Annotated in this window: 26 protein-coding genes; 15 read left to right on the forward strand and 11 right to left on the reverse strand. The window is 70.8% G+C overall.

Annotated elements, in window-relative coordinates; all coding sequences use genetic code 11:
- The first annotated feature begins 99 nt into the window (after nt 1-99).
- Together ACIQM0_RS00110 and ACIQM0_RS00115 are read left to right on the forward strand one after the other, a co-directional pair.
- Complete coding sequence (locus ACIQM0_RS00110) at nt 100-1,122, forward strand: ATP-binding cassette domain-containing protein (protein WP_401283338.1); 1,023 nt, start codon at nt 100-102, stop codon at nt 1,120-1,122.
- Nucleotides 1,119-1,973: an ABC transporter permease gene (locus ACIQM0_RS00115; RefSeq protein ID WP_363029106.1), complete on the forward strand. Its 855-nt coding sequence runs from the start codon at nt 1,119-1,121 to the stop codon at nt 1,971-1,973. The genes ACIQM0_RS00110 and ACIQM0_RS00115 overlap by 4 nt, the downstream gene beginning before the upstream one ends.
- Before the next feature lie 19 nt (nt 1,974-1,992).
- Here the strand turns inward: ACIQM0_RS00115 and ACIQM0_RS00120 are convergent, their stop codons facing one another.
- The gene (locus tag ACIQM0_RS00120) at nt 1,993-5,319 is read right to left on the reverse strand and encodes a BTAD domain-containing putative transcriptional regulator (protein WP_401281654.1); all 3,327 of its coding nucleotides are present in this window, start codon (nt 5,317-5,319) and stop codon (nt 1,993-1,995) included.
- A 792-nt stretch (nt 5,320-6,111) separates the two neighbouring features.
- On the opposite strand from ACIQM0_RS00120, the gene ACIQM0_RS00125 reads away from it, so the two are divergent.
- Complete coding sequence (locus ACIQM0_RS00125) at nt 6,112-6,294, forward strand: hypothetical protein (RefSeq protein WP_401281657.1); 183 nt, start codon at nt 6,112-6,114, stop codon at nt 6,292-6,294.
- 73 nt (nt 6,295-6,367) lie between these two features.
- Here the strand turns inward: ACIQM0_RS00125 and ACIQM0_RS00130 are convergent, their stop codons facing one another.
- Genes ACIQM0_RS00130 through ACIQM0_RS00145 form a run of 4 tightly spaced genes read right to left on the reverse strand, consistent with a single transcriptional unit; the run spans nt 6,368 to nt 8,316 of the window.
- Entirely contained in the window at nt 6,368-6,553 is a 186-nt protein-coding gene (locus ACIQM0_RS00130; RefSeq protein WP_401281660.1) for a DUF397 domain-containing protein, read from the reverse strand.
- A gap of 9 nt (nt 6,554-6,562) precedes the next feature.
- Complete coding sequence (locus ACIQM0_RS00135; protein WP_401281663.1) at nt 6,563-7,408, reverse strand: helix-turn-helix domain-containing protein; 846 nt, start codon at nt 7,406-7,408, stop codon at nt 6,563-6,565.
- Between the two features lie 7 nt (nt 7,409-7,415).
- The gene (locus tag ACIQM0_RS00140) at nt 7,416-7,937 is read right to left on the reverse strand and encodes a DUF6879 family protein (protein WP_401281666.1); all 522 of its coding nucleotides are present in this window, start codon (nt 7,935-7,937) and stop codon (nt 7,416-7,418) included.
- Nucleotides 7,897-8,316: a hypothetical protein gene (locus ACIQM0_RS00145; protein ID WP_401281669.1), complete on the reverse strand. Its 420-nt coding sequence runs from the start codon at nt 8,314-8,316 to the stop codon at nt 7,897-7,899. Before ACIQM0_RS00145 ends, ACIQM0_RS00140 begins: the two co-directional genes overlap by 41 nt.
- Nucleotides 8,317-8,742: 426 nt before the next feature.
- On the opposite strand from ACIQM0_RS00145, the gene tgmA reads away from it, so the two are divergent.
- The 4 genes from tgmA to ACIQM0_RS00165 all read left to right on the forward strand — a co-directional run bounded on the left by tgmA (nt 8,743) and on the right by ACIQM0_RS00165 (nt 12,057).
- Nucleotides 8,743-8,997 carry a putative ATP-grasp-modified RiPP gene (tgmA, locus tag ACIQM0_RS00150; protein WP_401281672.1) on the forward strand — a complete coding sequence of 85 codons (255 nt, stop codon included), beginning with the start codon at nt 8,743-8,745 and terminating at the stop codon, nt 8,995-8,997.
- The gene (gene tgmB / locus ACIQM0_RS00155) at nt 8,997-9,962 is read left to right on the forward strand and encodes an ATP-grasp ribosomal peptide maturase (RefSeq protein WP_401281674.1); all 966 of its coding nucleotides are present in this window, start codon (nt 8,997-8,999) and stop codon (nt 9,960-9,962) included. Before tgmA ends, tgmB begins: the two co-directional genes overlap by 1 nt.
- A complete protein-coding gene (gene tgmC, locus ACIQM0_RS00160) occupies nt 9,959-11,128 on the forward strand; it encodes an ATP-grasp peptide maturase system methyltransferase (protein ID WP_401281676.1) in 1,170 nt (389 codons plus the stop codon). The genes tgmB and tgmC overlap by 4 nt, the downstream gene beginning before the upstream one ends.
- Before the next feature lie 140 nt (nt 11,129-11,268).
- Entirely contained in the window at nt 11,269-12,057 is a 789-nt protein-coding gene (locus ACIQM0_RS00165; RefSeq protein ID WP_401281678.1) for a site-2 protease family protein, read from the forward strand.
- On the opposite strand, the gene ACIQM0_RS00170 is transcribed toward ACIQM0_RS00165, so the two are convergent.
- Nucleotides 12,054-12,236, reverse strand: coding sequence for a hypothetical protein (locus ACIQM0_RS00170; protein WP_401281681.1), 183 nt, complete (start codon nt 12,234-12,236; stop codon nt 12,054-12,056). The two genes, ACIQM0_RS00165 and ACIQM0_RS00170, sit on opposite strands and share 4 nt — an antisense overlap.
- A gap of 96 nt (nt 12,237-12,332) precedes the next feature.
- Nucleotides 12,333-13,043, reverse strand: coding sequence for an NADPH-dependent F420 reductase (npdG, locus tag ACIQM0_RS00175; RefSeq protein ID WP_363029129.1), 711 nt, complete (start codon nt 13,041-13,043; stop codon nt 12,333-12,335).
- 155 nt (nt 13,044-13,198) lie between these two features.
- On the opposite strand from npdG, the gene ACIQM0_RS00180 reads away from it, so the two are divergent.
- Both ACIQM0_RS00180 and ACIQM0_RS00185 read left to right on the forward strand, forming a co-directional pair.
- Nucleotides 13,199-13,798 (forward strand): hypothetical protein, encoded by a 600-nt coding sequence (locus ACIQM0_RS00180; RefSeq protein ID WP_401281684.1) that lies wholly within the window; start codon nt 13,199-13,201, stop codon nt 13,796-13,798.
- A 103-nt stretch (nt 13,799-13,901) separates the two neighbouring features.
- Nucleotides 13,902-15,215 (forward strand): MFS transporter, encoded by a 1,314-nt coding sequence (locus ACIQM0_RS00185; RefSeq protein ID WP_401281686.1) that lies wholly within the window; start codon nt 13,902-13,904, stop codon nt 15,213-15,215.
- Between the two features lie 31 nt (nt 15,216-15,246).
- Here ACIQM0_RS00185 and ACIQM0_RS00190 read toward each other — a convergent pair whose 3' ends face one another.
- Nucleotides 15,247-15,480: a hypothetical protein gene (locus tag ACIQM0_RS00190; protein ID WP_401281689.1), complete on the reverse strand. Its 234-nt coding sequence runs from the start codon at nt 15,478-15,480 to the stop codon at nt 15,247-15,249.
- Nucleotides 15,481-15,598: 118 nt separating this feature from the next.
- On the opposite strand from ACIQM0_RS00190, the gene map reads away from it, so the two are divergent.
- Nucleotides 15,599-16,456, forward strand: a complete 858-nt coding sequence (gene map / locus ACIQM0_RS00195; RefSeq protein ID WP_385039662.1) for a type I methionyl aminopeptidase — start codon at nt 15,599-15,601, stop codon at nt 16,454-16,456.
- A 274-nt stretch (nt 16,457-16,730) separates the two neighbouring features.
- Complete coding sequence (locus ACIQM0_RS00200) at nt 16,731-17,396, forward strand: heme oxygenase (biliverdin-producing) (RefSeq protein ID WP_401281692.1); 666 nt, start codon at nt 16,731-16,733, stop codon at nt 17,394-17,396.
- A gap of 161 nt (nt 17,397-17,557) precedes the next feature.
- Here the strand turns inward: ACIQM0_RS00200 and ACIQM0_RS00205 are convergent, their stop codons facing one another.
- The 3 genes from ACIQM0_RS00205 to ACIQM0_RS00215 all read right to left on the reverse strand — a co-directional run bounded on the left by ACIQM0_RS00205 (nt 17,558) and on the right by ACIQM0_RS00215 (nt 21,383).
- Nucleotides 17,558-18,229: a PhzF family phenazine biosynthesis protein gene (locus tag ACIQM0_RS00205; RefSeq protein WP_363029141.1), complete on the reverse strand. Its 672-nt coding sequence runs from the start codon at nt 18,227-18,229 to the stop codon at nt 17,558-17,560.
- An 81-nt stretch (nt 18,230-18,310) separates the two neighbouring features.
- Nucleotides 18,311-19,888: an HtaA domain-containing protein gene (locus ACIQM0_RS00210; RefSeq protein WP_401281694.1), complete on the reverse strand. Its 1,578-nt coding sequence runs from the start codon at nt 19,886-19,888 to the stop codon at nt 18,311-18,313.
- Between the two features lie 70 nt (nt 19,889-19,958).
- On the reverse strand, nt 19,959-21,383 hold the full coding sequence (locus ACIQM0_RS00215; RefSeq protein WP_401281697.1) for an HtaA domain-containing protein: 1,425 nt from the start codon (nt 21,381-21,383) through the stop codon (nt 19,959-19,961).
- 134 nt (nt 21,384-21,517) lie between these two features.
- On the opposite strand from ACIQM0_RS00215, the gene ACIQM0_RS00220 reads away from it, so the two are divergent.
- From ACIQM0_RS00220 to efeO, 4 genes are all read left to right on the forward strand, one after another.
- Nucleotides 21,518-22,597, forward strand: coding sequence for a hemin ABC transporter substrate-binding protein (locus ACIQM0_RS00220; RefSeq protein WP_401281699.1), 1,080 nt, complete (start codon nt 21,518-21,520; stop codon nt 22,595-22,597).
- Entirely contained in the window at nt 22,594-23,694 is a 1,101-nt protein-coding gene (locus ACIQM0_RS00225; protein WP_401281702.1) for a FecCD family ABC transporter permease, read from the forward strand. Before ACIQM0_RS00220 ends, ACIQM0_RS00225 begins: the two co-directional genes overlap by 4 nt.
- Nucleotides 23,691-24,533: a heme ABC transporter ATP-binding protein gene (locus ACIQM0_RS00230; RefSeq protein WP_401281705.1), complete on the forward strand. Its 843-nt coding sequence runs from the start codon at nt 23,691-23,693 to the stop codon at nt 24,531-24,533. Before ACIQM0_RS00225 ends, ACIQM0_RS00230 begins: the two co-directional genes overlap by 4 nt.
- Nucleotides 24,534-24,758: 225 nt before the next feature.
- Nucleotides 24,759-25,895, forward strand: coding sequence for an iron uptake system protein EfeO (gene efeO, locus ACIQM0_RS00235; protein ID WP_401281708.1), 1,137 nt, complete (start codon nt 24,759-24,761; stop codon nt 25,893-25,895).
- Nucleotides 25,896-25,917: the final 22 nt, after the last annotated feature.

Here is a 25,917-nt window from a genome sequence, read left to right on the forward strand (position 1 = left end):
GCCGGACGACCACTGCCGGCACCACCGACAGCCCGCCGACTTCCCCCATCGGCGGGCTGTCGGCCCGCTGTCGGCGGCCTGTCGGTGGCGGCTGTTCTGATGGTGGGCATGACGCGAATCGACAAGAACCCCAGGAACGGCGGAAACGCCGTCGAGGTACGGGGGCTGGTCAAGCACTACGGCTCGACCAAAGCTCTGGACGGCGTGGACCTCGATGTACGCGAGGGCACCGTCCTCGGAGTGCTCGGCCCCAACGGTGCCGGCAAGACCACGCTCGTACGCTGCCTGTCCACCCTGATCCTGCCCGACGCCGGACACGCGGTCGTGGCGGGCTACGACGTGGTGAAGCAGCCCCGCCAGCTGCGCCGCACCATCGGTCTGACCGGGCAGTACGCCTCGGTCGACGAGAAGCTCTCCGGCTGGGAGAACCTCTACATGATCGGGCGGCTGCTCGATCTGCCGCGCAAGAAGGCCCGGTCCCGCGCCGACGAGCTGCTGGAGCGCTTCTCGCTCACCGACGCGGCGAAGAAGGCGGCCATGGACTACTCGGGCGGTATGCGGCGCCGGCTGGACCTGGCGGCGTCCATGATCGGCAGCCCGTCCGTGCTCTACCTGGACGAGCCGACGACCGGGCTCGACCCCCGGACCCGCAACGAGGTCTGGGACGAGGTGCAGAGGATGGTCGCGGAGGGGGCGACCGTGCTGCTCACCACCCAGTACATGGAAGAGGCCGAACAGCTCGCCGGCGAGCTCACCGTCATCGACCACGGCAAGATCATCGCCCGTGGCGGTGTCGACGAGCTGAAGGCCAGGGTCGGCGGCCGCACCCTGCAGATCCGGCCCTCGGACCCGTCCGAACTGGCGGAGATGGCACAGGCGTTGCGGGAGGCCGGTCTCGACGGGGTCTCGGGCGCGCAGGCGGTCCCGGACGAGGGGCTGCTGTACGTACCGATCCTCAGCGACGAGCAGCTCACCGCCGTCATCGGCCTGCTCGGCACCCGGGGCTTCTCGCTGGCGCACGTCGCCACCGCGCTGCCCAGCCTGGACGAGGTGTTCCTCGCCATCACGGGCGAGAAGACCTCTGCCCCCACCGACACGATCCACGAGGAGGTCGCGGCATGAGCACGACGACTCTGAAGCCCGCTCCCGCCGGTTCGGCCGGTGCCGCCCCGGCGAAGCCGCTCCACGACGAGGGCCGGATCGGGCTGCGTGGCAACATGCGGCACATCGGGGCACTGATGCGGCGCAACCTGCTCCAGATCAAGAAGGATCCGGAGTCGATGTTCGATGTGCTCCTGATGCCCATCGTCTTCACCCTGCTGTTCGTGTACGTCTTCGGCGGGTCCGTCGGCGCGAGCCTGGGCGGTGACCGGCAGACGTACATCAACTACGTCATACCTGGTCTGATGGCGATGATGGGCATGAACATCGCGACCGCGGTCGGCACCGGCGTCAACGACGACTTCCACAAGGGGGTCATGGACCGGTTCCGCACGATGCCGATCGCCCGCTCGTCGGTGCTCATCGCGAAGATCGTGGTCGAGCTGGGCCGGATGATGGTCGCCACGGCGATCCTGCTGGGCATGGGCTTCGCGCTCGGGCTCCAGGTGAGCTCGGTGCCCGGCCTGCTGGCCGCGGTGGTGCTGTCGGCGGCGTTCGGCGCCGCGATCATGTGGATCTTCATCCTGCTCGGGCTGTCCCTCAAGACGCCCCAGTCGGTCCAGGCGATGGGATTCCTCATCTTGATGCCGCTTCAGTTCGGATCCTCGATCTTCGCCCCGCCGACCACGATGCCCGGCTGGCTGAAGACCTTCACCGACTACAACCCGCTGTCCAACCTGGCCGACGCGGCGCGTGGCCTGATGACCGGCGGACCGCTCGGCCACTCCGTGTGGATGACCCTCGTCTGGGCCGTGGGCATCACCGCGATCACGGCCCCGCTGGCGGTCTCGAAGTTCCGCAAGCGCACCTGACCGGGCAGCCGGGCACGCCTCAGTCCCGGTACGGCTCGACGAGGGCGGCGGCCTCCTTCAGGGAGAGGCCGCCGCCCTCGGCGTACGCGGTCGCGAAGGCGGCGTCCCCGAGGACGGCACGGGCCAGTTCCTCGGCCGCCGTGGAGCTCTCCCGCTCGATCGACGTCGGCACATGCCCGTCGGGCAGCAGGCCCCGGCAGGCGCCCAGCAGCCGCGCCGCGACGGCGGCCCGGCGCTCCCCGCCGAGTCCGCCCAGCGCCCGCGCGGCGCCGACCAGGTGGGTCACGGCCATCTGCGGCGCCACCATCTGCGCGAGCGGGTCGTCGGCGCGCGCCAGCGAGCGCAGGGTCCCGGTGAGGGCGTCCGCGTAGCGCCCGTCCAGGTTGTCCAGCCAGGCCACACCGCCCAGCACGAATCCGTCGAAGACCGCCCGGGTCTCCGAATGGAACTCCTCGCGCAGGGTGGCGAAGTGTTCGCGGGCCTCCGCGGTACGGCCGGACCGGCCCAGCCACATGGCCAGGAAGAGCCGGGCGAACGACCTCGCGCCATGAGCCGCGTACCGGGCCTCGGCGAGCACATCCCGCAGGATCGCCTCGCCCTCCGTGCCGCGGCCGAGCTCGGTCAGCACGGAGGCGTAGCGGGTGCGGAGCACCAGCACCTGGGCGTGGGCGCCGAGCTTCTCCGCGTATCCGACGGCGGCCAGGTAGTCATCGGCCGCCCGGGTGTAGTCGCCGGTCTTCTCGTTGGCCTCGCCGCGCGAGGAGAGCGACTCGGCCGTGCCCCAGTCGTCCCCGAGGCGGCGGAACACCTCCAGGCTCTCGTCGGCGTCCGCGCGTGCCTCGCCCGACCAGTCGGGCCGGTTGGCCAGCACGTTGGCGCGCATCTGGAGCGCTGCCGCCAGCTCCCACTCGTAGCCGAACCCCCGCGCGGCCCGGACCGTTTCGTCCAGCATCGCGCGCAGGCCGCCGACGTCCCCGGTGAGCAGGACCGCGAAGAACCACAGCGATGCCGGGGCGCGGCAGGTCTGCGGCTGGCCGGCCCGGTAGGTGGCGGCGATGACGCGCAGCCGCTCCATGCCCTCGCCGCTCACCAACTCGTCCATCGCGTGGTCCATGCTGACCAGTTGGACCAGCGCGACCTGGCGCCGCGCCTCCTGGAGCAGCTCGGGGCCCACCGGCGGGGGCGCGTCGATGCAGCGTGCGTGGAGGGACGGCGCGGGGACGGCGGGCGGGGCGAACGGGTCGGGGCCGAGGGCGGCGGCGGCCTCGGCCCACTGCAGGGCGTCGGCGCGCAGATCGCGTATCTGCCAGAACCAGGAGAGCGAGATGACCATGCACAGGGCCTCCTGCTCGTCGCGGGCGGCGACGGCGTGGCGCAGGGCGGTGCGCAGGTTCTCGTACTCGCGCTGGAACAGTTCGATGGCGGCGAGCTGACCGGGGCCCCGGAGTTCGGGGTCTGCGGTACGGGCCAGCTCCCGGAAGAACACCAGGTGCTGCCGTTCGACGGATTCCCGCTCCCCCGCCTCGTCGAGCCGTTCGACGGCGTACTCGCCGACGGTCTCCAGGAGGCGGTAGCGCATCTGGCCGTCCGCGGCGGGCGCGGCGACGACGAGGGACTTGTCGACGAGCGAGCCGAGCACCGCGGCGACGTCGTGCGCGTCCTGCGGCCGGTCCGCGCAGACCGCCTCCGCGGCGGCGAGGGTCCAGCCGCCGGAGAAGACCGACAGCCGCCGCAGGGCGGTGCGTTCGTCCTCGTGCAGGAGGTCCCAGGACCAGTCGACGACGGCCCGCAGGGTCTGCTGGCGCGGCAGTACGGTGCGGCTGCCGCCGGTCAGCAGGCGGAAGCGGTCGTCGAGCCGGTCGGCGATCTGGCGCGGGGTGAGCATCCGGAGCCGGGCGGCGGCGAGCTCGATGGCGAGCGGCAGCCCGTCCAGGCGGCGGCAGATCTCCGCGACGGCCGCCGCTGTGCGCTCGTCCGCGTCGACCCGGAAGCCCGACAGCGCGGCGGCCCCCCGGTCGGCGAACAGGCGCAGCGCCATCGGGTCGGGCAGCGGGTCGACGGGCCGGACGAACTCCCCCGGTACACCGAGGGGTTCGCGGCTGGTCGCGAGAACGGTGAGCTCCGGGCAGCGGGCCAGCAGGTGGTCGGTGAGGGCTGCGGCGGCCTCGATGACGTGCTCGCAGTTGTCCAGGAGCAGCAGCATGCGGCGCCCGGAGCAGTGTTCGGTGAGCCGGGCGAGCGGTTCGGCTCCCCCGCCCCGTTCGACGGCCCGGAGCTCCTCCGCGCCCGCACCGCGCAGCACGGTCTCGCGGCCGCCGAGGGCGGTGAGGACGGCCTCCGGCACGGAGTCGGGGTCCTCGACCGGTGCGAGCTCGGCCATCCAGACCCCGTCCGGCCAGGTGGCGGGGTCGACGGATTCGGCGGCCTCCTGGGAGAGCCGGGTCTTGCCGGCGCCACCGGGGCCGAGCAGGGTGACGAGACGGGCGCCGGAGAGATCGCCGCGCAGGGTGTCGATGTCGCTCTCGCGCCCGACGAAGCTGGTGAGTCTGACCCGGAGGTTGCCGGGCCGGGCGGCGGGAGAGGCCCGGTTGGCGTTCGGGGTTGCGGGTATCGCCGGGCGGGCCGGTTCCTGGCGCAGGAGTTCGGCGTACAGCGCACCCAGTTCGGCGCCCGGGTCGGTGCCGAGCCGGTCGGCGAGCACGGTGCGCACCTCCTCGTACGCGGCCAGCGCCTGGGCGGTGCGTCCGGCGTCGCGCAGGGCGCGCAGCCGCAGCGCCTGGAGCGGTTCGTCGATGGGGTGCTCGCCGCAGAGCGCGGCCAGCTCCGGCAGCACCTGCTCGGCCCGGCCGAGGGCGAGCAGGGCGGTGAGGCGGGTGCGTCGGGCGTCGAGCCGGCGGGCCGTCCAGCGGGCCGCTTCGGCGTGCCGGTCGGGGAGATCGGCGAGGACCTGTCCGCGCCACAGGCCCAGCGCGTCGTCGAGGAGTGTCACGGCCTTCGCCGGATCGCCCTCCTCCAGGGCCCGTGTCCCCTCCCCCGCGAGGCGCTCGAAGCGGTACAGGTCGACGGTGTCCGGTTCGGCGGCCAGCCGGTAGCCGTTCTCCGCCGAGGCGACCGCCGCATGGCCGAGCGCCCGCCGGAGCCGGCCCACGAGTGCCTGCAGCGCACCCGGCGCGTCGGCGGGCGGGTCCCCGTCCCACACCTCGTCGACGAGCACGGCCGCGGGCACCGTCCGGCCGGCCCGCAGCGCGAGGACGGTGAGCAGGGCGCGCAGCCGCGCCCCGCCGACGGCGACGGCCGTGCCGTCGTCGCGGAGTGCCTGGGTGGTACCGAGGATGCTGTAGCGCACGCGCCTATTCTCCGTGACCGGGGCCGGGTGCGGGACCGCGGCCCGGCCGGATGAGCGCGGGCCGTCCGCCGTCCTGCCTGTCATGCCCCCACCCTTTACGGAACCACCGGCAGGATGCCAGACGTTTTGGCCGTGTCGCCTGTACGGTCGGGGCTCGCCGCCCGTCCGCTCCCGCCGGGCGGTGTGGACGGACTTCGCCGGTCAGGGCGTCAGCTCAAGGGGCGCATGACCCACGCCGAGCGCCGCGGCTGGGAAGCCTGGGTCCTCACGACCTCTGCGTGTCCGCTTCGGTCTGCGTTCCGTCGGACTTCCCGAAGGATCAGAATGGCTCGACCGGGCCACTTTATTCGACACCATCCCCATCTGCCGACTCAACCGCTTTGTATGCAAGGTCGGCGGTGCACACGATGATCGAGTGGGCCGAGAACCACGGCGAGAAGAGTCAGGTCAGCGCAACCGAGCCCGATGAGCAAGGCCATGGCCTCCAGCTCTTCGCTATTGAAGTCGGACAGTCGATTGTGTACGTAGCAGTCAAGTTCGCAGTCCGGATTTCGCACCCTCTGGCGAAGCGACGGGCTCAGCCTGCCGAGGTTGATTTGCCTCGGAAAGGGCCCGTGCAGTATCAGCTTTAATGGTCATTTCGACGTCAACGAATAGCTCTGCCGATCACGGCGTGGCGCACAGTCGACGGGCACTGTGTCTTGGCAGACACCCGTCTGCTTCGTTGAGGTTTGCCGCTCTGCGGCTTACCCCTCTCGGAGACGACGGCCAACCCGTCTCGGGAGGGACGACATGTGGGCCGTTATGCAGGACCTGGCCATCTCGACGCCGTACGTACTGCTCGCGTTCGTCGGATTGCTCATGCTGATGTTCCTGGCGTCATTGATCATCGCGCTCCACAACGCGACGGCGTCCGAACGACCCGAGATCATCCGGGCGTTGGCCGAGCTGATGGCCTTCTGGAAGAAGCGATGATCGCCCGGCACCATCCTCGGCCTCCATATACAGCGAAGCCCCCTCCTGGGAGAGGGGGCCGGCGAGACGGCAGTCAGAGCTTGACGGCCTTGCTGAATTCAACGAACTCAGACCAGGCAGTGGGCGGAACGAGGAGTGTTCCGAGGTGCCTGCCCTTCGTGTCCCGGACCATGACTGCGGCAGGGCCGTTATCTGCGACTTCCACGCAGGAATCGCTCTTCGTATAGGTGCTCGTGCGCCAGTTAGGGATTACAGCCACGGTTTCCTCTCACATTCGGTGGAAGTGCTCGATAGCAGCCAGAATTAGATTCCTTGCGCTATGCCCGTACACCGCGATCCGCCGGTGAAGCTCAAATGCCTTCATGTAGGTCTCGACCTCCCCTGGGGCAGTCACGGACATCTCCGCGGAGAACGTCTCCACCATGACGAGCTTGCCGTCGAACATCGAAAATCCGTGACCGATCCAGATTCCGAGTGGGGCAGAGAGCGGGACGATACCCAAGCTGAGCCGGGGCAGTGTAAGGACACTCATCAATCGATCGAGTTGGGCCTTCATGACCTCCGGTCCGCCGTGGTTCGCGTAGAGCGCCTGCTCACCGAGGAGCACGTTGAAAATCCGATCCCCGGTATAGAGGTAGCCCTGCCGTTCGATTCGCTTAGCCACTGCCGCATCGGTGTCAGTGGGGGTGTCGTACAAGCTGGATGCCTGATCAAAGATGTTCCCGGCGTACGCCGCGGTCTGGATGGTGCCCCAGATAACGTTGGGCTCCCAGATCCGGAACACCTTGGTCTTCCGGTAGAGCGGGATGGACTTCTGCTGGCGCTTTTCAGCTCCCTCCTCCAGTTGTCGACGCCACTCCATCCACATCTCGTCCATGTGGCGGATGACGGCAATCAGGTCAGCAAGATCGGCCTCGTGCCCCGTCAACTGGCACCAGGCACGGATGTCCTCCTCGCTCGCGTTCTGCTTACCGTTCTCGATCCGGGAGACCTTGGACTCCTGCCACCCGGTGGCGCCAGCGAACGCCCGGCCGCTGGTGAAGCCCGCGTCCTTGCGGTATCCACGCAGCCGGGCACCCAACGCCTCTCGGGTCTCCTTTGCCTGGTTGCTCACTGATCGGTCAGGGCTTGTACTCGGAGTGCCGGATGGCCGTTTCCCAGAGCAAGTCCCGTACTCGAATGCATTCGGCGACGGTCTCGGGGTCGTCGACCAGCTCGGACCCGAGGACCCTCCCTGAGCCGTCGAAGTGACCTACGGCCAAGAGCCTGTCATCGAGCAGCCACCAGTCCTTCCCGGCCAGGGGGAAGGACAGGCCCTCGGGCAGCTCATGCCTCGGGAGCCACCGGATCTGCTCACCGGCCTTCTCGTTGAGGGGTGTGCCTTCGTGCTCCCAGCGGACATACGGGGCGTGCGGCTCGGTCACGACACGGACACGCCGAACAGTCTTGCCCCCCTGGGTGAGCTGCCGAATCATCGATAGCCACGGGCCCATGAAGTCGTCGTCGACTACCCCCCCGAGCCACTTCTCATACGGCCCGTCCTCCAACGGCACCGAGTAGTCGTCCCTCAGCTCCAGATGGAAAGCATCGTGCGCGACGGACTCAATGAGCCGGTTGCGCTCGGTGCTGGAGATCAGCTCCACGTGGTTCCTCCAGTAGGGCTGTGATCGCGGCCTTGGAAACCTCGACCACGGTCTCGTAGTCAGGAATCGACATCTGGGACAGGGCCTCGGGATCAGCCACCTCCCGCCCCTGCACAACGTACGTACCACCCGGCGTGAGGACCATGAGGGGGTCCTCAAGGCGCCTGAACTCGCCAGAGAGGTGGCCGTCCTTCTCCAGGTGCTCGAACAGTTCGGTGGGGACCTCCACGGCCGTCTCGCCCTCGCCGAGGTCGAGCTGTGCCAGGAGATCGTTCGCGAAGATCTTCCACCCCTGGACGAGGTAGGTGTCACGGTCGGTGGCGTAGAGGGTCGGGCAGTCGCCCACCTTGGAGTTGTTGCCCAGGAACCGTAGCTGCATGGCTGCTCTCCTGTCGTCTGCCTTGCACGGGATTGCGGCACACCGATGGTCGAGGAGGCGTTCAAGCGAGTCAATCTCCGTACTGCAAACTCGCGCAATCTTCTTGGAGGTTGGCTCTGGGTAGGTCTAGCTTCGCACTGAACCCCTTGGCGAGCAGCGACACGTGACGATGAGTCACCTACATCTATGACCATCGGGACGAGGAACCCGGAAGGCAACGGCACGGTGCATCGCGAAGAACACGGTTCCGAAGCTCACCGGGGCACTTGAGCTGATGAGGCTCCAGGGGCTCATTGAGGTCGGGGGACGTGCTGGACGGCCGCGGAACCGTGCTCATCACCCTCCGGCAAATCTGACAAGACCGCCGGAAACCGGGGCTGCCGAACGCGCTGCTCCGCTTCAACTCACCAAGCAGGAGAAGACTCGATGACCATCGCAAGCGAAACCGCAATGCGCCCGTGGGGTGTCGGTCGACTCGCCCCTTATCCGGCCACTGTCCGCGTCCCGCACGTCTCCGTCACGGTCGACCCCGTCACACAGCTCGGTGTGTTCCGCGACCGCGCCGGCCGCGTAGTGGAGATGGGCAAGCACGGCACCAGCAAGGGTACTGAGACCTCGACAACCACGAACTCGGACTCGGCGCCCGACTCGGGCCACGACCAGGACAGCGCACAGGACTGATGGCCGCGACCGAGGAGAGGCCGGTCCTGGTGGCCACCGAGGCGGACGACATCACCGCCGACATGGTCATCACCCAGCTCAACCGGCGAAGTGTGCCGGTGGTCAGGTTCAACCCTGCTGACATCGGGGCGGACCTGACGGTCTCGGCCCGGTTCGGCACCTGCCCGGTCTCCATCGCCGGGCAGGTGCGTACCCCGTCGAGGACCATGGACCTGGCCGAGGTGCGTTCGGTGTACTGGCGTCGGCCTGTCTGGCCCGCGTTCCAGCACCTGGAAGACAACGACGCACGGTTCGCGGCGGCACAGGTCAGGTATGGGCTGGGGGGCGTCCTCTACTCCCTCGACGGCCCTCTATGGATCAATCAACCGCAACGCAACGCAGCCGCCGACTACAAGCCCACTCAGCTCGCAGTCGCACAGCGGCTCGGCCTCACCGTGCCGCCGACTCTCGTGACCAACGACCCCAGCGAGGCACGCGCGTTCATGGCCGACCACGGCCGGGTGATCTTCAAGACGCTGCGGTGGACTCGGTACGAGCGCAACGAGGTGCCGGTCACCGGATGGGCCGAACCCGTAACCGCCGACGAGATCGACGAGAGCGTATGCGTTACGCCGCACCTGTTCCAGGCCCGCGTGGACAAGGTGGCCGACGTCCGGGTGTTGGTGGTCGGCCGACGCGTGTTTGCCGTGCGCATCGACTCCGGCCTTCTGGACTGGCGCAAGGACTACTCCGCCCTCTCCTACACGGTGGTGGACCTGCCCGCCCAGGTGGGCAAGGCGCTGCTGACCTACCTGGATCACTTCGGGTTGGTGTCCGGGAGCTTTGATCTTGCCGTGGACCGGGCGGGAGATTACTGGTGGCTGGAGCTGAATCCGAACGGCCAGTGGGGGTGGCTGGAGGAAAGCACCGGGCTGGAGATGTCCGCGGCATTCGCCGACCTGTTGACACGAGGAGATACCTCATGACCGATACCGCTCCCGAGCGGCGTGCGCTGGCCGATCGTCTGGAGGAGGCTGGTGTGCTCACCACACCGGAGTGGCGCGCAGCAGTGGAAGCCGTACCCCGCGAGGTGTTCCTGAACCCCGGAGTGTTCCTGACCGAGGAGGGCGGCCGATGGCGTCCGGTATCCGCGCTCGGAACCGAACCGGGCAGGTGGGTCGATATCGCCTACAGTGACCGGTCACTGACCACTCAACTCGACGGCCACCTGACCGCCGACCAGATCAGCGATCCGGTGACAGGCTCCCCCACCTCGTCATCCACCACCCCGGTCACCGTGGTGGACATGATCGAGAACCTGGAGGTGGAGGACGGGCATCAGGTACTGGAGATCGGCACGGGAACCGGCTACTCCTCGGCCCTGATGTGTCACCGGCTCGGCGAGGACAACGTAACGACGGTCGAGGTGGACCCCGAGGTGTCGGCCCGCGCCGACAGCGCGCTGGAAGCCGCCGGGTTCTCGACGTGGACCGTGACCGGGGACGGACTTCTCGGTCACCCGCGCCGGGCACCGTATGACCGTGTGATTGCCACCTGCGCCGTCCGGCGTATCCCCCTCACCTGGATCAGGCAGACCAAACCGGGCGGCATTGTGCTGGCCACCGTCGGGGGGTCCTGGCACTACGGCACGGGCCTGGCCAAGGTCGTCGTGGGCGAGGACGGCACTGCCGAGGGCCGGATCATCGGCCGCTCCTCGTTCATGCAGGCACGGTCCCAAGCCACCCTGCCGGTATCCGGCGACCTGTCCGCGCGCACGGCGTACGCCGACAGCGAGCGGGCGACGAAAGTACCGCCGACCATGCTTGCGGAATGGATGCCGGCCTTCCTCGCCCAGCTCGCCGCACCGGGCGCGCAATTCGTCCGCGCTGAAACGCTCGAAGGTGCCCAGCTCCGGTACCTCTTCGACCCGGAGCGCGAGTCCTTCGCCGAGTTCACCGCCAACGGCGGCGGGTGGACAGTCCGCCAGGGTGGACCAGCCGCCCTGTGGAATGACATCGAGCAGGCGCTGACCGCATGGCAGAGTGCGGGCAGCCCGGACATCACCACCGTCCGGCTCCGGATCACGCGCGACTCCCACACGTACTGGATCGACGACAACCCGTCGCTCCGCTGGGAACACCAGCTCGCCTGAGCAACGGCAGAGCGATCATGACCGCGGGCCCCATACCCTCCAAAGGCAGTGCGCTGTGTTCTTGGGCCCGCGACGGGGGTGACTGCCGCCGCGGTCGGCGATTCGTCGACCGCGTACTCGGCGGCGTCTAGGGTCGGCTCATGCCCACCAACGAGCGCCAAGGGATCAGCCCGGTCTTCCTCGGAATCGCAGCCGTCGCGGCGGTGTCCGGGTGGGCGGTGTGGACGGACTTCGCCGATCGGCCCGGGTTCGCGACGTTCCTCTTCGTCACGGCGGCCTGGGTCGTGTCCCTCTGCCTCCACGAGTACGCCCACGCCAGGACCGCGCTGCACAGCGGCGACATCTCCATCGGCGCCAAGGGATATCTCACACTCAACCCCCTGCGCTACACCCATGCCCTGCTGAGCATCGTGCTGCCGGTGCTGTTCGTGATCATGGGCGGGATCGGCCTGCCCGGTGGCGCGGTGTTCATCGAGCGCGGCCGGATCCGCGGCCGCTGGCGGCACAGCCTGATCTCGGCGGCGGGCCCGCTGACCAATGTGCTGTTCGCGATCGTGTGCACGGCGCCGTTCTGGCTGGACGCGCTGGACGGCGTCCCGGCCGCCTTCCGGTACGCGCTGGGCTTCCTGGCACTGCTCCAGGTGACGGCGGCGATCCTGAACTCCGTACCGGTGCCGGGTCTGGACGGCTACGGGGTGATCGAGCCCTGGCTCTCCCACTCGGTGCGCCGCCAGGTGGAGCCGTTCGCCCCGTTCGGGCTGATCGCGGTCTTCGCCCTGCTGTGGGTCCCCGGCGTGAACGCGGCGTTCTTCGACATGGTCGACGCACTGCTGCGCTCGCTCGGCGTGAGCCACTTCGACACGTACTGCGGTCTCGACGCCTACCGGTTCTGGCAGACGCCGAACGCGGTCTGCTCGCTGAACGGCTAGGCGGCGTTCTCGGCGGCGGCGCGCCGCCGGCGCAGGTAGTACCAGGCCATGTTGGACGAGAGGCCGACCAGGAGCACCCAGACGATCCCGAGGAGCCAGCTGCCCTCCACGAAGGAGATCACGGCCGCGACGACGGCCAGGACGCAGACGGCTACGGCGTAGAGAGCGAGGCGGGGCATGGGGACGGCTCCTGTCGGGGGATGGCGCGTGGTCCCGTCCAGTGTCCCCCATGCCCCCGGACGCTCCGAGCGGGGTGGGGCCGGCAGAGGCGCGGCTCACACGTCGGTGGTGCGCAGCCCCGCGTGTGCCTTGTAGCGGCGGTTGACCGAGATCAGGTTGGCGACCAGCGACTCAACCTGGTGGGCGTTGCGCAGCCGGCCCGCGAAGATGCCCCGCATCCCGGGGATCCGGCCGGCCAGCGCCTGGACGACGTCGGTGTCGGCGCGGGCCTCGCCCAGCACCAGTACGTCGGTGTCGATCTCCTCGACCGTCTCGTCCTGGAGCAGCACGGCCGAGAGGTGGTGGAAAGCGGCGGTGACCCGGGACTCCGGCAGCAGGGCGGCGGCCTGCTCGGCGGCGCTGCCCTCCTCTGGCTTCAGCGCGTAGGCGCCCTTCTTGTCGAAGCCGAGCGGGTTGACGCAGTCGATGACGAGCTTCCCGGCGAGTTCCTCGCGCAGCGACTCCAGGGTCTTGGCGTGCCCGTCCCACGGCACGGCGACGATCACGACGTCGCTGTCGCGGGCGCACGCGGCGTTGTCCGCGCCCCGGACGCCGTGGCCGATCTCCTCGGCGGCGGTCTGCGCGCGGTCGGCCGCGCGGGAGCCGATGACGACCTGCTGTCCGGCGCGGGCGAACCGGTAGGCGAGTCCGCGGCCCTGCGGGCCGGTGCCGCCGAGTACGCCGACGGTGAGGCCGGACACGTCGGGGAGGTCCCAGGGGTCCTTGGCCGGGGGCTTGGGCGCGCTGCCGCTGTCATTCGTAGTCATGGCCCCGACAGTACTTCCAGGTGGGGAGGGGCCGCTCCGTCGCCGGACCGCGATCCGGATCACGTTTCCGGCCCCGCACGTCCCCGGCCCCGTCCGGATGATTTCGCGGCCGTTCCCCCGCGCGGGGCCCGGCGTGTGGTGCAGGATGCCGGGCCATGGATGCCGTACGGGTGGCGCTGCTGCGTGAGGTGCTCGCCGGGACCGAGTGGCCGGCCGCCACCCGGCGGTTCGCCGGGACGCTGCGGTCGTCCGTCGTCCCGCACGGCGGCGGGCTGCTGCTGGTGGGGACCGAGGTGTACGAGCCGTGGCACCTGGCGGCGCATCTGGTCGACGAGTCGGCCTGGTCGGGGCTGCCCGAGCTGACGCCCACGCTGGTACGTCACCGGGTGGAGCCCGGGGCCCCGGCCCACCTGGCGGTCGGGCTGGGCCGGATCGAGGCGGCCGGGCGGGGCGAGACCCTGCTCGTGGTGGTGCCGGAGTCGCCGGGCGAGGGCCTGCTGGAACGGGTGCACGACGCGCGCCGGGCGGGGGTGACGGTGCTCTCGCTGGACAACGGCGATCCGGAGGTCCGGGGCCTGGCCCATGAGGCGCTGTCCGTGGCGGGCGACGACGTGGACCTGGACACGGTCCAGCACCTGGTCAGCGCGGCGGCGGGGGAGAACGGCGCACCCGTGCGGCGTGGCCGGCGGCACTTCCGCGACCGGCTGTCCCGGCTCGCCGACCAGCTGACGGCTCCCCCGCCACCGCGCTGGTGAGCCGAGCGGGCGGGCGGCGCCAGGGCGCGGCGGCGCCCGGCCCGGCCCGCGGTTTCGAAACACATTTGCACCGGGCACGTATCCCGGCGGACCATGACCCCTCGTGACCTCTCGTCCCTCGCTCGCCGCCAGGCTGGCCGCGCTTCTTCCCGACCTCTCGCCCTGGCGGTCCTCCGCGGACTTCCGGCTGCTGTGGCTGCAGGGGCTCATCACCTTCTTCGGCAGCTCCATGGCGCTGATCGCGCTGCCCCTCCAGATCAAGGACCTCACCGGGTCCCCTCTGGCCGTCGGCGCCATGGGCGCGGTGGAGCTCGTGCCACTGGTCGTGTTCGGCCTCTACGGCGGTGCGCTCGCCGACTCCGCCGACCGCCGCAAGGTCATCCTGGCCACCGAGGCGGGACTCGGGCTGCTCGCGCTCGTCCTCCTGGTGAACGCGGCCCTGCCCGACCCGATGCTCTGGCCGCTCTACGTGGTGGCCGGGGGCGTCTCCGCGCTCGCGGGGCTCCAGCGGCCCGCGCTGGACTCGCTGATGGCCCGGATCGTGCCGCACGACCAGCTGCCCGCGGCGGCCGCGCTGAACTCGCTGCGCTGGCAGATCGGCGCGATCATGGGTCCTTCGCTGGCCGGTGTGGTGGTGGCGTACGCCGGACACGCCACGGCCTACACGGTCACCGTCGTCACGTTCGCCGTCTCCGTGCTCCTGTGCCGCGGGCTCGCGCGCGCTCCGCCCGTGGAGAAGGGGCAGAAGCCGTCGCTGCGCGGCATCGCGGAGGGCGCGCGCTACGCCTGGAGCCGTCCCGTGCTGCTGGGGACGTACGCGATCGACATGGCGGCGATGTTCTTCGCCTTCCCGAACGCGATCTTCCCGTTCCTCAGCGACGAGCTGGACGCCGCGTGGTCGCTGGGGCTGATGTACGCGGCCGGCTCGGTCGGGTCCCTGGTACTGGGCCTGACCAGCGGCTGGACCAGAGGGGTGCGCAGGCACGGCCTGTTCGTGGTGTTCGGTGCCGCTGTCTGGGGGCTCGCCATCGCGGCGGCGGGCTGGTTCGGCAACGTGTGGCTGGTGCTGGTCTGCCTGGCGGTGGCCGGCGCGGGCGACATGCTCAGCGGGCTGGGCCGCTCCACCATCTGGAACCAGACCATCCCGGAGGAGCTCCGGGGCCGGCTGGCGGGCATCGAGGTGCTCTCGTACAGCGTCGGCCCGCAGCTGGGCCAGGTGCGGGCCGGTGGCATGGCGGGGTGGACGGGGACCCGGTCCGCGGTCTGGTCCGGCGGGGTGGCGTGCGTGGCCTCGGTGGCGCTGCTGGCGGCGGCGCTCCCGAAGCTGCTGACGTACGACTCCGCGACGGACGAGGACGCGCTGCGCAGGCGGGCGGCGCGGAACGAGGAGGGCCCGGTGGCCACCGCCACCGGCTGAGCCCCGCCCGCCGCGCCCCGGGCCCGCGCCCTCAGCCGTTCGGGTTCTCGTCCGGCCCCTGGCGGTCGTGCCACTTGGGGTCGTTCTCCCACTCCAGGTTCCGCTCCTGCGCGGTCTCCATGGCGTGCTGGGCCTCCTGGCGGGAGGTGTACGGGCCGAAGCGGTCCTTGGCGGGGCACTCGGGGCCCTCCTCGACCTTCTTGTGCTCCAGGCAGTAGTACCACTCGCCGGGCTTGCCGACCGTGCGCTTCTTGAACAGGGCCATCGTCGGCTCCTTTCCTCGGTGCCATGCTGCCCCATACCCGCTGGTTGGGGCCTGTCTCATGCGTACCGGACCCAGCGAGCCCGGCAAGGCCCGAAGGGCAGGCCCTAGACTCGCTGGCATGTCTGGCCAGTCGCTGCTTGTACCAGGGGAGCTCACTCCCGTCCGTTCCGTGCCCGGAAACATCCGGCGCCCCGAGTATGTGGGCAAGCCCGCTCCGACGCCGTACACCGGCCCGGAGATCCAGGACGCCGAGACCGTGGAGCGCATGCGCGTCGCGGGGCGGATCGCCGCGCAGGCGATGGGTGAGGCCGCCAAGCTCATCGCCCCGGGCGTCACGACGGACGAACTCGACCGGGTCGCCCATGAGTTCATGTGCGACCACGGCGCCTATCCGTCGACGCTGGGCTACCGGGGCTTCCCCAAGTCGCTCTGCACCTCCCTCAACGAGGTGATCTGCCACGGCATCCCGGACTCGACGGTGCTGCGCGACGGCGACATCGTGAACCTCGATGTGACGGCGTACATCAACGGGGTGCACGGCGACAACAACGCCACCTACCTCTGCGGTGACGTGGACGAGGAGTCGCGGCTACTCGTGGAGCGCACCGAGGAGTCGCTGAAGCGGGCGATCAAGGCGGTCCGGCCGGGCCGCCAGGTGAATGTGATCGGCCGCGTCATCGAGTCGTACGCGAAGCGCTTCGGGTACGGGGTGGTGCGGGACTTCACCGGGCACGGGATCAATTCCTCGTTCCACTCCGGCCTGATCATTCCGCACTACGACAGCGAGCACGCCACCACCGTGATGAAGCCCGGCATGACGTTCACCATCGAGCCGATGCTGACGCTCGGGTCGCACGACTACGACATGTGGGACGACGGCTGGACCGTGGTGACGAAGGACCGCAAGCGCACCGCGCAGTTCGAGCACACGCTGGTGGTGACGGAGACGGGGGCCGAGATCCTCACGCTCCCGTAACCGCACCGCCCCCTCTCCGCACAGAACGGCCGCCCCCTCGGGCGGCCGTTCTTCGTGCGTCCGCCTCTTCGCGTTCTCCGCACGTCCGTGTGTCCGTGTGTCCGGGCCGGATCGGGGTACGTTTTACCGACAGGGCGTCGGGAAGCAGTTGACTTAGGTAAGCCTAAGTAGGAAGATCGGAACATCGGTCCGCGCTGCGGTACACCGCCGCGGCAGGCCGATATTTCCGTGTCTTTCTGGACTTCCCGTCCCCCTTGGTCCCCGGAGGCCCGCCTTGGACGCAACCGTCACCGCCACGCCCTTCTCCACGCTGATCCGTACCGCGTCGCACGAGCAGCACACCGAGGCGGAGACCTCGACGTTCATGAGCGACCTGCTCGGCGGACGCCTCGGCGTGGACGCGTACACGCGCTACACCGAGCAGCTGTGGTTCGTGTACCGGGCCCTGGAGGACGGCGCCGAGGCGCTGCGCAACGATCCCGTCGCCGGTCCGTTCATCCAGCCCGAGCTGATGCGCACCGCCGAGCTGGAGCGCGATCTGGCCCACCTGCGCGGCGCGGACTGGCGTGAGGGCCTGGAGCCGCTGCCGGCCACCGCCGCGTACGCGGACCGGGTCGCCGAGTGCGCCCGCACCTGGCCCGCGGGGTACATCGCGCACCACTACACCCGCTACCTGGGCGACCTGTCGGGCGGCCAGATCATCCGCGACAAGGCGGAGCGGACCTGGGGCTTCGAGCGCAAGGGTGACGGCGTGCGGTTCTACGTCTTCGAGGGGATCGCCAACCCCGCCTCGTTCAAGCGGGGTTACCGCGAGCTGCTGGACGCGGTGAACGCGGACGACCTGGAGAAGCAGCGGATCGTGGACGAGTGCAAGCGCGCGTTCGCGCTGAACACCGCGGTGTTCCGGGAGCTGGGGGAGGCCTTTCCGCTGAGTGCGTAGCGCTTGGCGCTCGGCGGCGGGGCGGTGACCGGAATTGTCGGCCGGGGCGCCCCGCCGCTTCGTCTTTTTGTCCTCAATCGCCGGACGGGCTTGATTCACCCGCCGGGCGGGCTTGATTTTCCTGCCGAACGGGCCTGATTTTCCTGCCGGGCGGGCTTGATTCACCCCTGGACCGCCAGGAGGACTCGGCCGCCGAGCTCCACCGTGCCGTCCGGGGCGGGGGCCGTGAGGATCTGGGAGCCGCGGCCCTGCCTGATGTTCAGGGCGCGGTTCAGCTGGGCGCTGAGCAGCAGCGCGGCCGCCCCCGTCGCCTCGTCCTCGTCGATGCCGTCGCCCCGCCGGGGGAACGCCCGCGCCCTGACCCGGCCGGCCGCCTCGTCCTCCCAGGCCCATACGTAGAGCCGGCCCTCGCCCGGCGGCGGGCCGGTCAGCGCCTCGACCTCGGCCGCGGAGCCGTACCGCTCCAGCGTGCGCGGCGGGGCCCACTCGGGGCGGGCGGTGATCCAGCTGAACTCGCCGTCCTGGCGGGCGAAGACCTCCCCCACCGACAGCTCCAGGACCTCCAGGTCGAGCAGCCACGCGGCGCCGACCACCGGGTGCCCGGCGAACGGCAGGCGGAGTCCCGGGGTGTAGATGTCCAGGTGCCCGCGTTCCGGGTCGTCCACGAACACGGTCTCGCTGAAGCCGAGTCGCCGGGCGAGTTCCTGCCGGGAGGCCTCGTCGGGGTGGTCGCGCCCGTCGCGTACGACCCCGAGCGCGTTGCCGTGCCGGCCGTCGGGACCGCAGAACACGCGCAGTACGTCGATGCCGGCGGGTACGTCGTAGTCGTTCACGTGCGCATTGAAGCACCGCCCGGGTGCCTGCCCCGCAAGAGGGCCGGTACCCGGGCGGTGGAGTCGCGCGGTGCGGCGGGATCAGGCGGTGCGGCGACGGCGTGCCACGACGACCGCTCCGGCGCCGGCCGCCACGATGAGGCCCGAGGCGGCGATCAGCGCGCCGGCCGGGACGTCGGAGCCGGTGGCGGCGAGGGCGCCGGAGCCGCCGACCGTACCGCCGCCGCCCACGGTGCCGCCGGTGGTCGAACCGCCCGTGCCACCCGTGGTGGACGTGCCGCCCGTGGTGGACGAGCCGCCGGTCGCGCTCTCGCCGGACGGGAGTTCGGCGTCCTTGTCCAGGGCGACCGAGACGGTCAGCGCGTCGAGCTGCTCACCCGCCCGGTACATCCCGCCGAAGGCCTTGGTGCCGTCGGAGGTGAGGGTCGCCGGAACGGCCGAGAGGGTCACCACGCCGTTCTTGGCGGCGAGTCCGCCGGCGGGCAGCTTGAGGTCGGCGACAGCGAGACCGGTGTAGGCGGCGACCTTCTTCGTCTCGCGGTCCTTGGTGGACACGTCGGCGATGAGCTTGCCCTTGGTCCCGTCGGCCTGGATCTCCAGGTTGCTCAGGGCGAGGTCGAGCGTGTACGCGCCGTCCTCCTGGTGACCCAGGAAGCGGACCTTGCCGTCGAACCCGGCGTTCAGGGTCTGCTTGCCGGCGTCGAAGTGGCCGGTGGCGTCGGGGAAGCGGTAGCCGTCGCCGGAGGCGGTCGCGCCGCCCGTCGTCTCGACCTTGCCGTGGGCGATGGGGCCGGTGACGTACGTACGGAAGGAGGCCTTGACGCCCCAGTTCAGGGTGCCGTCGACGATGGCGCCCGGCTCTGCGGCCGGCTTGTCGGTGGCCGTGACGCTCGGGGAGGGCTTCGGCGCCGGCCGCGTGGGCTGCGTGGTGGGCTTGTCCGTGGGCTTCACGGTCGGCTTGTCGGTCGGCTCGGCCGGATCGGTCGGCTTCCCGGTGGGCTCGGCCGGGTCCGTCGGCTTCCCGGTCGGGGCAGCGACCGCCTTCACCGTGAGCGTGGCCGGGTCGAGGACCTCGCCCGCCTGGTACTGGCCGTTGAAGGCGTCGGAGCCCGCCTTCGTCAGCTTCGCGGGGATGTCCTTGAAGACCATGGCCCCGCCCGCGCCCTGACCGGGCTTCACGGCCGACAGGTCGAGGTCCGCGACCGCTACGTCGTTCCGGGTGCCCTGCGGGGTCGCCACGTCGGCGGTGATCGCACCGCCCGTACCGGCGGTGGACAGCTTGACGTCCGAGAGCGTGATGTCGAGGACGCCGCCGTGGGCGGAGAAGTTGACGCCGCCCTCGAAGGCGGTGTCGGTGCCGTGGGTGGTCATGTCGTACGTGCCCTTGCCGTTGACAAAGGTGAACACACCGTTGCCCGCGGCCTGGGTGGCGCCGTCCTTGACCGTGATCTTGCCGGCGGCGCCGATGTACTTGCGGAAGGACTCCTTGAAGCCCCAGTCCAGCGTGCCGTCCTTCAGCTCCATGGCCGGGGCGGCAGCGGTGGCGCCGTCCTGGGCGGACTGTCCGGCGGCGAACGCCGGGAGGGCGAAGGCGGTGCCGAGGGCGGCAGCGGTGGCGACGGCTGCGGCGAGGGCTATGGGGCGGCGGGTGGCTGCCATGGTGGGTGGTCTCCTCGGGGATGAGCGGTGATCAACGGGGGTGGTGTGCGGGGAGGGAGGGCTACGGAGGTCAGGCGGGGGTGCCCGGCTTCGAGCGGTTGCGGCGCACCAGGAACAGCACGCCGGCCGCGGCCGCGGCGAGCACGCCGACGCCGCCGAGGGTCAGGTACAGGGCGGTCGGGGAGCCGTCGTCCGCCACGGACGCCACGGCTGCCGCGGCGGCCGCGGAGCTCTTCGGTGACGGGGTGTCCGACGGCTGCGCCGAGGGTGCGGGGTCGCTGCCCAGGTCGGGGAGTGCGGGCAGCTTCGCCTTCGCGTCGACGGCGACGGCGAGGGAGACCGGGTCCATCGCGGTGCCCGCCTTGTAGAGGGAGCCGAAGGCCTTCGCGCCGTCGGCGGTCAGCTTCGCGGGGGCCTCCGTGAGGACCGCGAGGCCGTCCTTCGGTACGAAGTCCTCGGCGGTGAAGGTGATGAGCGGCACGGCCTCGCGGGTGTCGCCCCCGGTCCGGACGTCGGCGCTGAGCGTGCCCCGGCCCGCCTTCAGCCCCACCGCGAACCGGGAGAGCGTCAGATCGAGGTCATGGGCCCCGGTGAAGCGGACGCGGCCCGCGAAGGCGGCGGCCAGGGTCTGCTTCTTCGCGTCGTACGTGCCCTGTCCCTTCGGGAAGCGGAAGAGCGCGCCGCCGTCCTGGGCGCCCCCGGCCAGGGTCCACTTCCCCTGACCGATCGAGCCGGTGACGTACTCCCGGAAGGTGCGGCGCACGCCCCAGTCCACGGCGGCGTCCTCGAAGCGGCCCGCCGTCTCCTCCGACTTCGCGGTGCCGGCGGGCTTCTTCGCGGGGGTCTTGGTCGCGGCGGGCTTCGCGGCCGGGGCGGTGGTGTCCACGGAGAGGCTGACCGGGTCCAGTGGCGTACCGGCCGTGTAGTAGCCGGCGAAGGACTTCGCGCCCTGTGAAGTCAGCGTCGCCGGGACGTTGTTGAGGGCGACGGGGGTGGAGCCGCCCCTCATGTCGATCCCGGACAGACCGAGCGTGGCCAGCGGTACCCGGGCGGCGGAGGTGACCCGGCCGCTCCCCCGGTCCTTGCTGACCATGTCCGCGTACAGGGTGCCGCTGCCGCCCTGGATGCGGACGGTGGGGCGGCTGATCGTGAGGTCCAGCTCGTCGGAGCCGTCGGACTTCTTGTGTCCGGTGAAGCGGACTCCGCCCGAGAAGCCGGAGCTGAGCGCGCCGCTCGCCGGGTCGTAGGAGCCGGTGGCGGAGTGGAAGCGGAACTGGCTGCCGCCGACCGTGGCCGCGCCGCCGGTGAGGTTCCAGCTGCCCTGGGCGATGGGGCCCGTGACGTAGCTCTGGAAGGAGGACTTGATGCCCCAGTCCAGCCGGCCGCCCTGCACCGTTCGGCTCGCCGCTTGCGCGGCGGTGGCCGGGAGCAGGGCTCCCAGCAGTACCGCGAGAAGCGCGACGGCGAGCGCGCGGGCAGGTCTGAACGGCGGCATGGACCCCTCCGAGGCCTAGAAGATAAGGTAAGGCTAACCTAAGGTATTCACATCTCGTGCCGGTACCCCCCTTCCGTCACATTCCTCGCAATCCACTCCCAACTGCACGCCGCAGAACGACAGGACGGTGCCCAGTGCGCTTCTCGCAGGACTTCGCCCGGCCGGCCCGGGACGCCGGTCAACCCGGGCGCGGGCGTACCGGCGCCCTGACGGCCGCCCTGTCCCTGGCGACGGCCGTGCTGCTCACCGGCTGCGGGGGGACGGGGACTCCCGCGGCGAGGACGGCGGGCGCCGGGGCCGCCACGGCCGCGGACGCCGACCGGATCGAGCCGCTGGCCACCGCGCCGGCACCGGAGTTGCCCGTCACCGTGACATCGGCGGACGGCGAGCGGACCACGGTCACCTCGGCCGACCGGATCGTGCCGCTGACCGGCAGCCTGAGCGAGATCGTCTTCACCCTCGGCCTCGGCAAGCAGGTCGTGGCCCGCGACATCACCGCCACCTTCGAGCAGGCCGAGAAGCTCCCCGTGGTGACCCGCGCCCACGACGTGTCGGCGGAGAGCGTCCTGTCCCTGCGGCCCACCGTCGTCCTCGCGGACACCACGACCGGCCCGGCCGAGGCCATCGGCCAGATCCGGGACGCCGGGATTCCGCTCGTCGTCGTCGAACCGGCCACGGAACTCGCCGACGTAGGCCGCCGGATCGACACGGTGGCGGCCGCCCTGGGCGTACCGAAGTCCGGCAGCGCGCTCAAGCGGCGCACCCAGGACCGCGTCGACGCCGTCCGGAAGTCCGTGCCCGCACCGGCCGACGGGGCCAAGAAGCCGCGGGTCGCCTTCCTCTATCTGCGCGGCTCCGCCTCCGTCTATCTGCTGGGCGGCCGTGAGTCCGGCGCGAGTTCGCTGCTCGAAGCGGCGGGCGCGGTCGACGCGGGCAAGGCGTCCGGGCTGAAGAAGGACTTCACCGCCATCACCAGCGAGGCCCTGGCCAAGGCGGCCCCCGACGCGATCCTGGTGATGTCCAAGGGGCTCGACTCGGTCGGCGGTGTCGACGGCCTGGTGAAGATCCCCGGCGTCGCGGAGACCCCGGCCGGGATGGACCGCCGCATCCTCTCCGTCGACGACGGGGTGCTGCTGAACTACGGGCCGCGCACCGACCGGGTGCTGAGCGAACTGGTGGCCCAGCTCCACCCGAAGGACGGAGCGGCCAAGTGAGCACCCCGCACGAGGAACGCACCCGGCCGGCCGAGGCGAAGGCCCCGGAAACGAGCGCGCCCCCGGCCCGCCGCTCCACCGCCGTCACCCTGACCGTCGGGCTGCTCGCGGCCCTGGCCGTCTGCTGCCTGCTCTCCGCCGGGCTCGGCGCCTACCGCGTCCCGCTCGGCGACGTCCTGGCCTCCGTCCAGCACCGGGTCGGGCTCGGCGGGCACGCCCTGGACCGGGTCGGCGAGAGCGTCCTGTGGAACGTACGGCTGCCGAGGGTCGTCCTCGCCCTGCTGGTCGGGGCGTCGCTCGGCTGCGCGGGCGCCCTGATGCAGGGGGTGTTCGGCAATCCGCTCGCGGAGCCGGGCGTCATCGGGATCTCGGCGGGTGCGGCGGTCGGCGCGGTCGCCTCGATCGCGCTGGGGCTGAGCTTCTTCGGCAACTGGACCATCACCGTCTGCGCGTTCGCCGCCGGACTGCTGACCGTGCTGCTCGTCTACGCGCTGTCGCGGTCGGGCGGCCGGACGGAGGTGGTGACGCTGATCCTCACCGGCATCGCCGTCAACGCCTTCGCGGGCGCGCTGATCGGGCTGTTCATCTTCTTCGCCGACAACGCGCAGATCACCCAGATCACCTTCTGGCAGCTCGGTTCGCTGGCCCAGGCCACCTGGCCCAAGGTGCTGGCCGTGCTGCCGTGCGCGGTGCTCGGACTCGTCCTCGCGCCGTTCTACGCGCGCAAGCTGGACCTGCTCGCGCTCGGCGAGCGGCCCGCCCGGCACCTGGGCGTGGACGTCGAACGGCTCCGCGTCGTGCTGGTACTCGTCGTGGCACTGCTGACCGCCGCCGCGGTGGCGGTCGCCGGGATCATCTCGTTCGTGGGGCTGCTGGTGCCGCACCTGCTGCGGATGGCGAACGGCCCGGGGCACCGCTTCCTCGTACCCGGCAGCGCGCTCGGCGGTGCGCTGGTGCTGGTCGCGGGCGATCTCGCGGCCCGTACCGTCGCCGATCCGGCCGAGCTGCCGCTCGGCGTACTGACCGCGCTCTTCGGCAGCCCGTTCTTCTTCTGGCTGCTGCGCAGGACCCGTCGCAAGCAAGGTGGTTGGGCATGAGGACGCTGCGGAATCTCTTCCCGGTACGCGACCGCCGCCGGGCCCCGGCCCCGGTCGCGCCCGGCGCCCCGGTCGCCGAGGTGCACGGGCTGCGGGTCCGGCTGGGCGGGCGCCAGGTGCTCGACTCCATCGAGCTGACGGTGCACGCGGGCGAGGTGCTGGCGCTCGTCGGCCCCAACGGGGCCGGCAAGTCGACACTGCTGGCCGCGCTCGCCGCCGACCTGCCCGCGGAGAGCGGTGCGGTACGGATCGACGGGCGGCCGGTCACCGACTGGTCCGCGCCCGAACTCGCCCTGCGCCGGGCCGTCCTGCCGCAGTCCGCGGCGCTCTCCTTCCCGTTCCCGGTGGAGGACGTCGTACGGATGGGGCGGGCGCCCTGGGCCGGTACGGAACGCGAGGACGAGGACGATCCGGCGGTCCGCGCGGCGATGGCGGCCACCGAGGTCACCGAGTTCGCCGCGCGCCCGTTCTCCGCGCTGTCCGGCGGCGAGCGGGCCCGGGTCGCGCTGGCCAGGGTGCTGGCGCAGCGCGCCCCGCTGCTGCTGCTCGACGAGCCGACCGCCGCGCTCGACCTGCGCCACCAGGAACTGGTGCTGCGGATCTGCCGGGAGCGGGCCGCCGCCGGGGACGCGGTCGTCGTCGTGCTGCACGATCTGGGACTGGCCGCCGCGTACGCGGACCGGGCCGCCGTGCTGCGCGACGGGCGGATCGCGGTGGCGGGCCCGCCCGCGGAGGTCTTCACCAGTGCGTTGCTCGGCGAGGTCTACCGGCAGCCGGTCGAGGTGTTCCCGCACCCGCGGACCGGGGTGCCGCTCGTCGTGCCGGACCGGACCGCTTGACCATCGCTTTACCGTTGCCGGGCTCGCCCATGGGTCGGTCGTGATCACCCCGTTCCCGCGCCCGCGCAGTGAGAGCTGAATCACTGCGCGCGTGGGTGTCGGTCAGGTAAGGGTCGGTTAAGTTAGGTCCGCCTCACCAGCCTTTGTCCGGCCTTACCCTTCTTCTCCTTCAGCCTTCCTCTCCCTCACCCTCATCCTTCTTCTTCATCCTCATGTGGAGCCCGTATGCGAGCCGTTCGTCTCTCCGTCGTCACCGCTGCCGCCACCGTGGCCGCTCTGACCGCCGTCACGGGCTGCGCCGAGAAGAGTGACGGGAAGGGTGACGGCGCCGTCCAGGTCGTCGCGAAGGACGACTCCTGCGAGGTGTCGAAGAAGAAGCTGCCGGCCGGGCACGTCGAACTGGCCGTGCAGAACAAGGGCTCCAAGGTCACCGAGGTCTACGTCCTGTTCCCGGACGACCGCATCGTCGCCGAGCGCGAGAACATCGGCCCCGGCACCAAGGCCACCATCACGGCGGAGATCAAGGCCGGTTCGTACGAGATCGCCTGCAAGCCCGGTATGAAGGGCCACGGCATCCGGCAGAAGCTGGAGGTCAGCGGAGGCACCGCGGCCAAGCGCAGCCCCGAGATGGACAAGGCCGTCGCCGCCTACCGCACCTACGTCCAGGACCAGGCCGACGAGACGCTGCCGAAGGCCAAGCTCTTCACGGACGCGGTCGCCGCCGGGGACATCGAGGCCGCCAAGAAGGTCTACGCCGACTCCCGGCTCGGCTGGGAGCGGACCGAGCCCGTCGCCGAGTCCTTCGGTGACATCGACCCGAAGGTCGACGTCCGCGCGGACGGCCTGGAGGACGGCCAGAAGTGGACCGGCTGGCACCGCCTGGAGAAGGCGCTGTGGCAGGACAAGAAGCTGGGCGCCGAGGAGAAGGCCCTCGCGCCGACCCTCTACAAGGACCTGCTCGACTGGCAGAAGCGGGTCGGCACGGCCGAGATCACCCCGACCTCGATGGCCAACGGCGCCAAGGAACTCCTCGACGAGGTCGCGACCGGCAAGGTCACCGGCGAGGAAGAGCGCTACAGCCACACCGACCTGGTCGACTTCAAGGCCAACGTCGAGGGCGCCGAGAAGTCCTACGAGCTGCTGAAGCCGATCGCCTCGAAGAACGACGCGGCGCTGTCGGCCACCCTGGACAAGCGGTTCGCGGAGCTGAACAAGCTGCTGGACACCTACCGCAAGGACAAGACCTCCTACGCGTTCACCTCCTACGAGAAGGTCGGCAAGGCGGACCGCAAGGACCTGTCCGACGCGGTCAACGCGCTGGCCGAGCCGCTCTCCAGGCTCGCCGCCGCGGTGACCAAGTAGCGATACGGACAGGGGTTCCGGG

The sequence above is a fragment of the Streptomyces sp. NPDC091387 genome, from assembly GCF_044756945.1.
Classification (GTDB): Bacteria; Actinomycetota; Actinomycetes; order Streptomycetales; family Streptomycetaceae; genus Streptomyces.